At 64.9% G+C, this 12,449-nt stretch carries 14 protein-coding genes; 7 read left to right on the plus strand and 7 right to left on the minus strand.

Annotated features, from left to right (window positions below):
• On the minus strand, positions 1 to 228 hold a 228-nt coding region (locus tag AC04MI_RS19170), incomplete at its 3' end, for a cyclic nucleotide-binding domain-containing protein (protein ID WP_476498442.1).
• A gap of 186 nt (positions 229 to 414) precedes the next feature.
• Here AC04MI_RS19170 and trxB point away from each other — a divergent pair.
• From trxB to rpmG, 3 genes are all read left to right on the plus strand, one after another.
• On the plus strand, positions 415 to 1,368 hold the full coding sequence (gene trxB / locus AC04MI_RS19175) for a thioredoxin-disulfide reductase (RefSeq protein WP_476498444.1): 954 nt from the start codon (positions 415 to 417) through the stop codon (positions 1,366 to 1,368).
• A 181-nt stretch (positions 1,369 to 1,549) separates the two neighbouring features.
• Positions 1,550 to 1,783 (plus strand): 50S ribosomal protein L28, encoded by a 234-nt coding sequence (gene rpmB, locus AC04MI_RS19180; protein ID WP_476498445.1) that lies wholly within the window; start codon positions 1,550 to 1,552, stop codon positions 1,781 to 1,783.
• 11 nt (positions 1,784 to 1,794) lie between these two features.
• A complete protein-coding gene (gene rpmG / locus AC04MI_RS19185) occupies positions 1,795 to 1,965 on the plus strand; it encodes a 50S ribosomal protein L33 (protein WP_476498446.1) in 171 nt (56 codons plus the stop codon).
• Positions 1,966 to 2,216: 251 nt separating this feature from the next.
• On the opposite strand, the gene AC04MI_RS19190 is transcribed toward rpmG, so the two are convergent.
• The 3 genes from AC04MI_RS19190 to AC04MI_RS19200 form a co-directional block, all read right to left on the minus strand.
• Positions 2,217 to 3,431 carry a DesA family fatty acid desaturase gene (locus AC04MI_RS19190; protein WP_476498447.1) on the minus strand — a complete coding sequence of 405 codons (1,215 nt, stop codon included), beginning with the start codon at positions 3,429 to 3,431 and terminating at the stop codon, positions 2,217 to 2,219.
• A 140-nt stretch (positions 3,432 to 3,571) separates the two neighbouring features.
• Positions 3,572 to 4,846, minus strand: a complete 1,275-nt coding sequence (locus AC04MI_RS19195; RefSeq protein ID WP_108498116.1) for an RsmB/NOP family class I SAM-dependent RNA methyltransferase — start codon at positions 4,844 to 4,846, stop codon at positions 3,572 to 3,574.
• A 104-nt stretch (positions 4,847 to 4,950) separates the two neighbouring features.
• Positions 4,951 to 6,804: a M48 family metallopeptidase gene (locus AC04MI_RS19200; RefSeq protein WP_476498448.1), complete on the minus strand. Its 1,854-nt coding sequence runs from the start codon at positions 6,802 to 6,804 to the stop codon at positions 4,951 to 4,953.
• 66 nt (positions 6,805 to 6,870) lie between these two features.
• Here AC04MI_RS19200 and AC04MI_RS19205 point away from each other — a divergent pair, with 66 nt between their 5' ends.
• A complete protein-coding gene (locus tag AC04MI_RS19205) occupies positions 6,871 to 7,125 on the plus strand; it encodes a DUF1653 domain-containing protein (protein WP_121943516.1) in 255 nt (84 codons plus the stop codon).
• A gap of 3 nt (positions 7,126 to 7,128) precedes the next feature.
• Here AC04MI_RS19205 and AC04MI_RS19210 read toward each other — a convergent pair whose 3' ends face one another.
• Positions 7,129 to 8,199 (minus strand): ATP-binding protein, encoded by a 1,071-nt coding sequence (locus AC04MI_RS19210; protein ID WP_436078081.1) that lies wholly within the window; start codon positions 8,197 to 8,199, stop codon positions 7,129 to 7,131.
• A 41-nt stretch (positions 8,200 to 8,240) separates the two neighbouring features.
• Positions 8,241 to 8,969 (minus strand): response regulator, encoded by a 729-nt coding sequence (locus tag AC04MI_RS19215; RefSeq protein WP_056061026.1) that lies wholly within the window; start codon positions 8,967 to 8,969, stop codon positions 8,241 to 8,243.
• Positions 8,970 to 9,209: 240 nt separating this feature from the next.
• On the opposite strand from AC04MI_RS19215, the gene xopAW reads away from it, so the two are divergent.
• The gene (gene xopAW / locus AC04MI_RS19220; protein ID WP_436078082.1) at positions 9,210 to 10,208 is read left to right on the plus strand and encodes a XopAW family type III secretion system calcium-binding effector; all 999 of its coding nucleotides are present in this window, start codon (positions 9,210 to 9,212) and stop codon (positions 10,206 to 10,208) included.
• Positions 10,209 to 10,474: 266 nt separating this feature from the next.
• On the opposite strand, the gene purN is transcribed toward xopAW, so the two are convergent.
• Positions 10,475 to 11,056 (minus strand): phosphoribosylglycinamide formyltransferase, encoded by a 582-nt coding sequence (gene purN, locus AC04MI_RS19225; RefSeq protein ID WP_056061020.1) that lies wholly within the window; start codon positions 11,054 to 11,056, stop codon positions 10,475 to 10,477.
• A gap of 24 nt (positions 11,057 to 11,080) precedes the next feature.
• Here purN and AC04MI_RS19230 point away from each other — a divergent pair, with 24 nt between their 5' ends.
• Together AC04MI_RS19230 and AC04MI_RS19235 are read left to right on the plus strand one after the other, a co-directional pair.
• Complete coding sequence (locus AC04MI_RS19230) at positions 11,081 to 11,782, plus strand: YceH family protein (protein ID WP_099729597.1); 702 nt, start codon at positions 11,081 to 11,083, stop codon at positions 11,780 to 11,782.
• Positions 11,783 to 11,829: 47 nt separating this feature from the next.
• A partial coding sequence (locus tag AC04MI_RS19235) for an acyl-CoA dehydrogenase family protein (RefSeq protein WP_476498449.1) occupies positions 11,830 to 12,449 on the plus strand: 620 nt, incomplete at its 3' end.

Genomic DNA, 12,449 nt, shown 5'->3' on the forward strand with positions numbered 1-12,449 from the left:
GGCCAGGATCACCTCACGCCCCCGGCTGTCCGAGGTCATGACCCGGGCGCGCCCTGTGAGCAGGATGAACAGGGCATTGGACTTTTGCCCCTGCTCCACCAGCGCCTCGCCCCGCTTGAAGCGGCGTTTGATCACTGCGCCGCTGATCACCTCGGCCTGCGCCACCGTCAGCAGCGAAAACAAAGGTACCCGGCGCAGCAGGTCGAGGTTGGACAACATCGTGGACATGCAAACATCTCCTTTCAGGGGCGCGACCCAACCGGAGCCGCAACGGGTTATCAATGGGTTCTTACAATCACCGTGATTGAAAACGGGGCCACTCTCGCGAGCGGACGCCGGTTGATACTCGGCGGCTCAACCCCCAGCTTTCCCAACAGCGCCCCATGTAGCGGGCGCAAAACACAGGCTTTTACCATGTCCACCACCCAACACGCGAAAGTTCTGATCCTCGGCTCGGGCCCTGCGGGCTACACCGCAGCGGTTTATGCCGCCCGTGCCAACCTGAACCCGGTGCTGATCACSGGCATKGCCCAGGGYGGCCARYTGATGACSACCACCGAGGTSGACAACTGGCCYGCSGACGTGCACGGCGTGCAGGGMCCMGAGCTSATGCAGCGTTTTCTSGAGCACGCAGAGCGCTTCAAGACSCAGATCRTCTTCGACCACATCAACAAGGTCGATTTCAGCAAGCGGCCCTTCACACTTACCGGCGACAGCGGTACCTACACCTGCGACGCATTGATTCTGGCCACTGGYGCATCGGCCAAATACCTGGGCCTGCCTTCGGAAGAAGCCTTCATGGGCAAGGGCGTGTCCGGCTGCGCGACCTGTGACGGCTTCTTCTACCGCGAGCAGGATGTCTGCGTGGTCGGTGGCGGCAATACAGCGGTGGAGGAAGCGCTGTACCTGTCGAACATCGCCCGCAAGGTCACCCTGGTGCACCGCCGCGACAAGTTCAAGGCCGAACCTATTCTGGTGGACAAGCTCAACGAGAAAGTGGCAGCGGGCAAGATCGAGCTCAAGCTGTTCCACACTCTGGACGAGGTGCTGGGCGACAACACGGGCGTGACCGGTATCCGCATCAAGAGCACGAAGGACGGCAGCACGGAAGACATCAAGCTGCAAGGTTGCTTCATCGCCATCGGCCACGCGCCAAACACCGAGATCTTCCAGGGACAGCTGGAGATGGAAAACGGCTACATCATCACCCAGGGTGGGCTCAAGGGTTTTGCCACACAGACCAGCGTGCCCGGCGTGTTTGCCGCAGGCGATGTGCAGGACCATGTGTACCGTCAGGCCATCACCAGCGCGGGCACCGGCTGCATGGCCGCGCTGGACGCCCAGCGCTTCCTCGAACAAGAGTCTTGATGAAAAAATGAGCTGCAGGTTATAATTTGCGGCTTTGCTGAATTCGGCCCGTTTTTGCGGTCCTCCGAAACAGGCAAATCGGGTTACCGCCACCCTTTCTGGCGAGGTGAGGCCGCAAGCCAACCTGGGCACACAGCCCAGGGCTCAGCGAACGGCCGTTAATCAGTATCGGAGTGTCCTCATGGCACGCGTMTGCGACGTAACGGGCAAGAAGCCCATGACGGGGAACAAYGTTTCCCACGCCAACAACAAAACCAAGCGCCGGTTCCTGCCGAACCTGCAATACCGCCGTTTCTGGGTCGAGACCGAAAACCGTTGGGTGCGCCTGCGTGTTTCGAGCGCYGCMCTGCGYYTGATCGACAAGAACGGYATCGACKCSGTGCTCGCAGACCTGCGTGCMCGYGGCCARGCTTAAGGAGTAGMACCATGGCAAGCAAAGGCGGACGCGAMAAGATCAAGCTGGAATCCACYGCGGGTACCGGYCACTTCTACACSACSASCAAGAACAAGAAGACSATGCCYGARAAGATGYYGATCATGAARTTYGAYCCCAAGGCTCGCAAGCATGTSGAATACAAGGAAATGAAGCTGAAGTAATTCAGTCTCTTTCTTGTCATCCCAAAAGCCGCCCGGCATTCAGCCCGGCGGCTTTTTTCATGGCTGCAATCCACGCAGCCCGATGACTACAGCACCGCCTCCCGCCATCGACGACTTGTTCCCCACCAACTTCGAGAGCCAGCAGGTCCACAGCAAACAAAAAACCGCTGAGGGCACAAAGCCCTGCAGCGGTTTATGGGGAGGTGCGCCGGGGTCAGTGGTCCGACCAACAGCGCCACCAAGGCATTACATCAGGCCCGTGCAGCGCGCAGACTGATGGAGAACTCGCGCAGAGTGGCAATACCGCTCTCCTCGGCACGACGGCACCAGGCCTGCAAGTCAGCAGTGAGTTGCTCACGGGATTGCGAGGTGTTGAGCCACAGCTGACGCAGTTCTTCGCGCATGGTCACCATCTTGTCCAGGGCCGGATGCGCAGCGCGGGCCTGGGCCAGCTGGGGCAATGCCCCCGCCGGCACCTTCTCGGCATCGCGATGCAGCCAGCGCTTGGCGGCCTTGAGCACCGATACATCGGCCTGACGGGCCTGCAGCGCGGCAATCTCATCCTTGCACGCCTTGCGCACACCGCGCGCATAGCCCGCCATCACTTCATAGCGGTTGGCGATCAAGGCCTCCAGCGTCTTTTCATCAGCCACCGGCTTGACATCGCCCAGTTGCAACTTGGGTGGCACCTTCTTCACGGTAGCCCAGCCAATTTTCTTCATGAGGCTGATGTACACCCAGCCAATGTCAAATTCATACGGCTTGACCGAGAACTTGGCCGACGTGGGGTASGTGTGGTGGTTGTTATGCAGCTCTTCGCCRCCRATGATSAKGCCCCAGGGCGASASRTTGSKGCTGGCGTCCKGCGCCTCGAAGTTGCGGTAGCCCCAGTAGTGGCCCACACCGTTGACCACCCCTGCTGCCCAGAACGGAATCCAGAGCATCTGCACCGCCCACACCGCGGCGCCCAGGGCACCGAACAGGGCCAAGTTCAGAATGAGCATGAGGCCCACGCCTTGCCAGCCGTAGCGGGTGTACACATTGCGCTCSATCCAGTCRTCGGGSGTGCCGTGGCCGWASYTCTTGATGGTTTCCWTGTTCTTSGACTCGGCGCGRTACAGCTCGGCGCCGCGCCACATCACCGTGTCCAGCCCGCGGGTCTGGGGGCTGTGGGGGTCATCCACAGTTTCACACTTGGCGTGGTGCTTGCGGTGGATGGCCACCCATTCCTTGGTCACCATGCCGGTACCAATCCACAGCCAGAAGCGGAAGAAATGCGAGGGGATGGCATGCAGGTCCAGCGCGCGGTGTGCCTGCGCGCGGTGCAGGAAGATCGTGACCGCCGCGATCGTGATGTGGGTCGTGGCAAGGGTGTACAACACGATCTGCCACCAGGACAGGTTCCACAACCCATTTCCCAGCCAGTCAATGGCGGCGTTCAGTACAGCCCAGTCGGGTAACAGCATATTCACAAAAACCTTACTACAGAGAACCCGCTCACCAACGAAACAGGTCATTAATTTTAGAGGGCCCGTTTCTGAACGGATCAGGGGAATCCACAGTATTTACGCTGGTTTAGGGTGTTTAGAGCCCTGCCTCCAGCGTTTCAGTCCTTTTTGGCCCAGATGGCGGCAAAAAACCCGTCGGTCTGATGCAGATGGGGCCATAAGCGCAAATAACCACTGCCCGATGCGCCCCCGCTGCACAAACCCTTGGCCCCCTCGACCTTGAGCTGCTCCAGCAGTTCACCAGCATCCAGCAGCTGGAAGTCGGGGTGTGTTGCGCTGAAGGCCTCGGCAATGGCCTCGTTTTCTTGCGGCAGGATGCTGCAGGTGGCATACACCAGACGGCCGCCCGGCTTGAGCAGGCGGGCTGCGCTGTCCAGGATGGCCGTCTGCTTGGCCACCAGCTCATCGATGGCCTTGGGCGACTGGCGCCATTTGAGGTCGGGGTTGCGCCGCAGGGTGCCCAGGCCCGAGCAAGGCGCGTCCACGAGGACGCGGTCGATCTTGCCCGCCAGGCGCTTGACGCGGTCATCACGCTCGTGGGCGATGGCGGCAGGGTGCACGTTCGACAGGCCGCTGCGGGCCAGGCGCGGCTTGAGCGCATCCAGGCGGTGAGCTGACACGTCAAAAGCGTACAGCCGCCCAGTGCTGCGCATGCTCGCGCCAATGGCCAGCGTCTTGCCCCCCGCGCCAGCGCAGAAGTCCACCACCATCTCGCCACGCTTGGCGTCGAGCAGCAAGGCCAGCAGCTGTGAGCCCTCGTCCTGTACCTCGATGGCGCCCCGCGTGAAGGCATCGAGCTTGGTCAGCGCGGGCTTGTCGTCAATGCGCAGGCCCCAGGGTGAATACGGTGTGGGATGCGCCTTGATGCCAGCTTTGGCCAACTCCTTTTGCACATCGGCGCGCTTGTCCTTGAGGGCATTGACGCGCAAATCCAGGGGGGCGCTCTGGGCCAGACTTTCCACCAGCGGCCAGAAGCCATCGCCCAGCTGGTCCTTCAGGGGCTTGACCATCCATTCGGGCAGGTTGTGGCGATGGCGCTCCATCAGGTCATCGACCGTGACCGCATCGCACTGGTCCAGCCAGTTTTTCTCCTGGTCGGTCAACGCACTCTTGAGGAAATCGCGCGGGCCATAGAAACCCAGGATGGCCAGGCGGCGCTCCTTGGGACCCGAGCCTGACGGGGCCATGTGGTCAAACAGGAGCTTCTTGCGCAGAACGGTGTAAACCGTTTCAGCCAGCGTGGCGCGCTCGCGCGGCCCCAGGCCCCGGTTGTCGCGGAAGAAACGCGACACCACCGCGTCGGCGGGGTGTTCAAACGTGAGGGTGAGCCTGACCAGTTCGGCGCAGGCGTCGAGAAGAACTTTGGGATGCATCCTGCGATTGTCCCATTCCCTGCCAACCTGGCGACATCGCCCCCACCCGCCCAACGCGGGAGCCAAACCTCAACGGCCAATTCGCTCCATGCGCGGCCTGGGCGTCAACGGGTATAGATCGGCTCGAACGCCGAGCGCTCGATCTGCTGCAGCGTCGGTGACTCGCCCGCCCACAGCACCAGCGCGGGGCCGGGCAGGCTCAGGTTGCGCTCCAGCGCGCGGCACAGGTGATAGCGGCTTTCATCGTCCATGCCCGGCAGCTCGACAAACACCAGGTAGGCCCTGCGCTGGGGGTACTCGCGCAGGTTCTTGCGCACCAGCCAGCAGCGGGCCAGAGGAGCGCAGCGGGCCAGTTCGGACTGCAGTTCGGCCAGCTCGAAGGAGCTGAGGTCGTGCCGCACGATCTGGCTGAAGAACGAGGTGCCCGACAGCTCTTCCCAGGCCCGCTCTTCGGATTCTTGCGCGCGTTCCAGCCGCTTGCGCCACTGCTTGAAGGCGGCTGCATCGTGGTCCAGCCCCAGGCGTGGGGTCTCCAGCTCGGCCAATGCCGTGCGCGCGGCCCAGTAGCGGTCGCTGCTGCCTGTTTCCCACAACCGGTGCAGCAGCTGGAGCTTGCCCTCCCGATCATCGTCCGCCAGGCAAGGCACCAGTCCACGCAGTGCAGCGGGGTATTCGGGGCTGCGCTGCAGGGCCAGCTCGTACAGGGCGCGCACATCGGCATGCGGATCCAGGTGGCGCTTGAGGCGGGCCAGTTCCACCAGGTCGGCCGCACTGCTCTGTGCCGTCGATGCCCCCAGGGCCTCGGCGCGTGCGCGCACGCGCCCCAGCCAGGCGTGGTGCTGCTTCCATTCGCTGGCATTGTCGCGGCACCATTGCTTGTCGAAATGCGCCACCCAGCGCTTGGCATCCGGCCCCAACAGGGCCAAAGCGTTGCCGCGCGACCAGTCAGGCAACGTGGGCGTGGCATCCAGTGCCTCAATGCGGTCGCGCAGGCCGGGGTGGGTGTCGTCCAGATTGCTCAGGCGTTTGAGCGCCTGGCGCAAGGCGTCGTTGGCAAWGGCTGCATCGGGGGCCTTGGCCAGGGCACGGCGCATGCTGCGGTAAGGGCCCACCGGCAACGGATTGCCTGCCGCTGCGCACCAGTGGCTGCCCCAGAACTCTGCCTGCAGCCACGCGCCCCGGATCTCGATCTCGGCGAGGGCCGCAGCGGTCACGTCGCGGCCCAGCAGCTTGCCAGCGATCCGGTCGGCTTCGTATTCATCCTGGCGGGCCAGCGCAAAGGTCTTGGCAGAGAAACGCGGAAAGTACCAGCGCATGAACAGCTGGGTGGCGGCAGCGACCGGGCCTTCATCGTCGGCCAGGCTGTGGTTCAGGCGCATCCACGACAGGCGCGTGCGGTAGATCCAGGCCGCAAAGCGGCCATGGTCGCCCCGCAGGTGGCCGTACTCGTGCGCCAGCACCGCCAGGAATCGCGGCCGGTCGAGCGCCATCAACAGGGGCAGGCCAATGCTCAGGTGATTGACGGCGCCGCCCAGCAGCCCAAAACGCGGCAGTTGCTGGATGCTGGCATTGAACTCGTCGGTCAGCGTGACCTTGTGGATGGGGGGGCCCTTGATCTTGCGGCGGATGCGCGCCAGCGCTTCAAACAGGTCGGGGGCATCCAGCGCTGTGATCTCTACGCCCTGGGGCTCATCAAACCGCACCCACAGCGCACGCAGGCTCACCCACAGCAGACCCCCTGCACCCAGCAGGGCCCACAGCATCGCGAAACGAAAGCGCCCCTGCAGCAACTGGGGCACCACCCACAGCAAAATACCCACGGCCAGTGCCATACACCCCAGCACCCATGCATAACCCAGGGCGGCAAACGCAGCCACACTGCGGCGGTACGCGCGACTGTTCTCGGCGCTGGCATGCTCGCTCATGCGCACCATGTGCACAAAATCTGCCTGATCCACGGGCGTCCCTCACTCTGGTTGATTTTTTTCAGCCGCCATCCTAACCATTCACGCCACCGCAACACCATGACCGACGACGACCTGCCCGAGCTCATCCGCACGCCACCAGGCTTGTACCGCCACTACAAGGGCATGCTCTATGAAGTGATCGACACCGTGCGCCACAGCGAGACGCTGGAGCCCATGACGCTGTACCGCGCACTGTATGGCCGGCGCGGCCTGTGGGTGCGGCCGGCCGCCATGTTTGAGGAGCAAGTGCTCATTGATGGCGTGCTGCGCCCCCGGTTTGAAAAATGGGAGGGCGAAGCTCCCGCCGCCTGAGCCCTACTGATATCCGGCGACAGCGCGCGGAAACACTGCGGCCACCACCAGCCCACCGCCCGGTGCATTGCGCAGCGCCAGTCGGCCACCGTGGCGCCGCACGATGTCGCTGGCGATGGTGAGCCCCAGCCCCACCCCGCCGCTCTGGCGATTGCGCGAGGCCTCCACACGGTAGAAGGGCTCCAAGACCCGGTCCAGCTCCTCGGGCGGCAAGCCAGGGCCGTGGTCGCGCACCTCGATGGTCAGGGCGTCTGCCGCATCGTGCAGCGTGACCTCGGCGCTGCCGCCGTAGCGCACGGCATTGCCTACCAGGTTGTCCAGGCAACGCCGCAGTGCCACGGCCTGCACGCGCAAGGGGGCAGCCTGCCCCGCCACGGTGACGGCGTGGCCCATCGCCACCTGGTCGTCCGCCATGCTGTCCACCAGGGCCTGCACATCCAGATGCACCCAAGCCTCCTCACCCGCCACGCCGCGCAGGTAATCCAGCGTGGAGGCAATCATGGCGTCCATTTCGGCAATGTCGCGCCGAAACAGCTGCTGCGCCTGGGCGTCGCCCAGGCTTTCGGTGCGCAGCCGCAGCCGCGTCAGGGGCGTGCGCAAATCGTGCGACACGGCCGCCACAAAGCGGTCCCGCTCGGCCAGTTGCTGGCGGATGCGCGCCTGCATCTGGTTGAACACACGGCTGGCGTCGCGGCATTCCAGCGTGCCGTCCTCGGGCAACGGGGTGCGGTGGATGTCACGCCCCAGCTCCTGTGCGGCCGTGGCCAGCCGGCGCATGGGGCGCGACAGCCAGCGCGCAGCCCACCAAGCTGCAGCCACCAATGCGGCCAGGCGCACACTGATGTCCAGCAACAGGCCCAGCTGCAGCGACGGTGGTGCGTTCCACAAGCCCGGTGCGGGCCCCGGCGGCGGCAATGGGCGCCCATCGGCCGCCAATGCGTGCGGCGGCGGGCCGGGCGGGTGGCCTGGATGGGCAGGGCGCAGCTCGAACATCAGCGTCAGCGCCAGCACATGGCTCACGATGACGGCGGCGATGAGCAGCAGGGCGAGCCGGCCAAACAGGGTGTCAGGCATGCAGCGCTGGACTGCAGCGCGCAGCTGCAATTGCGTTGGCGTCAGTGGGGCCACCCTACCTGCCCTTGCAGCGACTGCACGTTGAACAGATACCCGGCACCGCGCACGGTGCGGATCATGGAGGGCGACCGCGGATCGTCCGCAAGCTTGCTGCGCAGGCGTGACACCAGCAGGTCGATGCTTCGCTCGAATGCATCCATGGCCCGGCCGCGGGCCTGCTCCATGAGCTGGTCGCGGCTGAAAACGCGGCGCGGCATGCGCAAAAAGGTGCACAGCAAACGGAACTCGGCATTCGACAAGGGCACTACCATGCCCCCGGGCGACACCAGATGCCGCTCCAGGCTGTGCAGCGTCCAGCCATCAAACCGCACCACTTCATCAGGCCCTTGCCGCACAGGTGCCTCGGCGCCGCGCGTGCGGCGCAGCACGGTCTGGATGCGGGCTACCAGCTCACGCGGCTCGAAGGGTTTGCCCATGTAATCGTCCGCGCCCATCTCCAGCCCCAGCACGCAGTCATACGGGTTGGCGCGCGCAGTGAGCATGATGATGGGCACCCGCGAGCGCTCACGCAGCTCCCTTGCCAGCGTGATCCCGTCGGTGCCGGGCAGCATCACATCCAGCACCACCAGGCCGATGGGCTGGGCGGCCATCTGGGCGCGCATCGTCTGCGCGTCACAGGCCGCGTGGGCAGCATAGCCAAAGCGGGTCAGGTAGTCGGTGAGGAGTGTGGTGATCTCAACATCGTCGTCCACCACCAGGATGTGTTGCATGGGCAGGCACAGGCACAAAAGAACGCACCAAGTTTAGGGAGGCTGCGCCCCCTGCGCGGGGCAATCTGGCGGGCCTTTGCCCCCCTGTTCATGCCTTGCATCTGCCCTTTGTATCGGCCTTGGTACAAAGCGGACAAACCCTGGAGACACGCGCACCCAAGAATGGGATCGGGCCATGGCTGAGGGCTTCCGCAGTGGAGGGCCCGGCACCGGTCCACCTTTGGAACGAAAGGAACAACGATGACGACCATCAGTAGCGTCAGCAGTGCCTGGTCCAGTGCGAGCGTGCAGCGGGCATCGCGCCCGGGGCCTTCGCCGGAGCGGCTGCTGTCCAAGATCGATACCGACGGTAGCGGCGGCGTGAGCGACACCGAATTGCAGGGCCTGCTGGACGACGTGGCGAAGAAGACCGGCGTCAGCAGCCAGACCAGCGCGGCCGACTTGGTGAAGCAATACGACGCCAACGGCGACGGCAGCCTTAACGCCGACGAGCTGGGCAAGACTCTGCAAAGCGTGCTGCCACCGCCCCCCTCCACCATGGCGTTTGCCCAGTCGCGCGGTGGCGAAGGCAGCAATTCGGCCACCAGCGCCACCGGCCAGGCGGGCGACGACCTGTTTGGCAAAGTGGACAGCGACGGCGATGGCGCCGTGAGCAAGACCGAGCTGCAGGCCCTGCTGGAGGCCATGTCCGGCGGCACCGCCAGCCAGACCGGCGTGAGCAGCGACGACGTGTTCAGCCAGCTGGATACCGATGGTGATGGCAGCCTGACGCAGGCCGAGTTCGATGCGGGTCGCCCCTCAGGCCCCGGCGCGGGTGCCGATGACATGCAGGCCATGGGCGGCATGCCACCACCTCCGGGTGGTCCGAGGGGTGCAGGTGGCGCTGGCGCCGCATCCGACAGCAGCTCGGCGACCAGCTACGACCCTCTAGACACCAACGAGGATGGCAAGGTCTCCGCCGCCGAGCGCCTGGCGGGCGGAACCAGCACAGCCGAGCAGGACGCCATCACCGCGCTGTTCAACGCCATCGACACCGACGGCGATGCCAGCATCAGCGCCAGCGAGTCAAAGGCGTTCATCGACCAACTGACCAGCCAGGTGCAGTCCACCACCAGCACCGAGTCCACCGGCCGCAACGACCTGGCGCGGCTGGCCGACTTTGCGCGGCAGCAGTACGAACGCGCCGCCAGCGACTGGCGCACGGTGTCGAACACCAGCAGTCTGAGCGCCGTGGCCTGACAAGGTGTGAACGACACGGCGGCGCCCTCCGGGCCCCTGATTTCTGGCCGCACAGTGCGATTCGCCCGTCAGTTGACGAGCTGTGCGAGCCAGAAACCGGCCCCGGGGCTGGTGGGTGGGTCCTGGGACACGAAATCTGATCCAAATCGGCCAGATGCGCCAGTGCATCATGCCTTGATAGCTATAAATTTAGTAGCATTGACCCTGTCAACGTGGGAGCGGTGGGCACCCCACGCGCCCGGCCTGCCTCGCCCCGACCTCACCCCCTACAGGGAGCGCACCAGCGCCCGCACGGCGCGGGGGTAGATCACATGCTCCTGGGTGAGCACCCGGGCGGCCAGCGTCTCGGCGGTGTCGCCCGGAAGCACCGGCACCACGGCCTGGTCCAGGATGGGGCCCACATCCAGCTCGGCCGTCACCTGGTGCACCGTCACGCCCGCAAACTTGCAGCCCGCGTCGATGGCGCGCTGGTGCGTGTGCAGGCCGGTAAAGGCCGGCAACAGCGAAGGGTGGATATTGATGAGCCGCCCGGCGTAGTGCGCCACAAACCCAGGCGTCAGGATGCGCATGAACCCCGCCAGCACCACCAGGGCAGGCTGGTGGCGGTCGATGGTGGCCGCCAGCTCGGCATCAAAAGCCTCGCGGCTGGCAAAGGCCTTGTGGTCTAGCGCCTCGGCGGCGATGCCCTGCTCGCGCGCAAACACCAGCCCGGCGGCCTCCGGTTTGTTGCTGATGACGGCCGCCACGCGGGCGCCGTAGCGCTGCTCCCAGCGCTCCTGCTGTGCCGTGCGGACGATGGTGGCCATGTTGGAGCCGCCGCCAGAGATCAGAATGACGATGTTCTTCATAAATTGCCTCGGATTATCCCAGCCATGCCTTTTGATCCTGCGACCCGCCCCCTTACCCCCAACGAAGCCCGCGTGCTCGCCACCCTGATGGAAAAGGCGCGCACTGTGCCCGACAGCTACCCCATGTCGCTCAACGGCCTGGTCACCGGCTGCAACCAGAAAACCAGCCGCGATCCGGTGATGAACCTGAGTGACGCCGAGGCGCAGGAGGCACTGGATTCACTCAAACTGCTGACGCTGGCGTTTGAGAGCAGCGGCAACCGCACCACACGCTGGGAGCACAACTTTCAGCGTGGCGTGGGCGTGCCCGAGCAGTCGGCCGTGCTGCTGGGCTTGCTGATGTTGCGCGGCCCGCAGACGGCGGGTGAGCTGCGCATCAACGCCGAGCGCTGGTACCGGTTTGCGGACATTTCGTCGGTCGAAGCCTTTCTGGACGAGCTGCAGGAGCGCAGTGCCGAAAAGGGCGGCCCGCTGGTCGTGCAGCTGCCCCGCGCTCCCGGCGCGCGCGAGCAACGCTGGGCGCATTTGATGTGCGGGCCGGTGGACACCACCGCCAGCCATGCGCCCGCAGGCAGTGCGAGCGCCAGCCCATCGCCCGCGCTGCAGGCCCGCGTGGACGCTCTGGAGGCCGAAGTGGCAAGCCTGCGCAACACCGTGCAGCGCCTGTGCGCCGAGCTGGGCATTTCCCCTGAGTTCAGTCCAATGTCGCCACCCGGACAGGAATAAAACGAACGACCGTGCTACAAATGCAGTATCACTAGGAGACGCACCGCATGGATCTCGCATTCACCCCCGAAGAACAGGCCTTTCGCGAAGAGATTCGCGCTTGGGTTCACGCCAATCTGCCCAAAGAAATCTCTCACAAGGTCCACAACGCCTTGCGCCTGACCCGCGAGGACATGCAGGGCTGGGCCAAGATTCTGGGAAAAAAAGGCTGGCTGGGCTTTGGCTGGCCCAAAGAGTTTGGCGGCCCGGGCTGGACGGCCGTGCAAAAGCACCTGTTTGAAGAAGAGTGTGCGCTGGCCGGTGCGCCCCGCATCATCCCCTTCGGCCCCGTGATGGTGGCCCCGGTGATCATGGCGTTTGGCAACGCCGAGCAGCAAAAGCGCTTTTTGCCCGGCATCGCCAGCGGCGAAGTCTGGTGGAGCCAGGGCTACAGCGAACCGGGCTCGGGCTCGGACCTGGCCAGCGTCAAGACCCGCGCAGAGCGCGTGGGCGACAAGTACATCGTCAACGGCCAGAAGACCTGGACCACCCTGGGCCAGCATGGCGACTGGATGTTCAACCTGGTGCGCACCAGCACCGAGGGCAAGCCCCAGACCGGCATCTCCTTCCTGCTGCTGGACATGAAGTCCAAGGGCGTGACCGTGCGCCCCATCAAGCTGCTGGACGG

This window comes from Acidovorax sp. LjRoot204 (assembly GCF_056175785.1).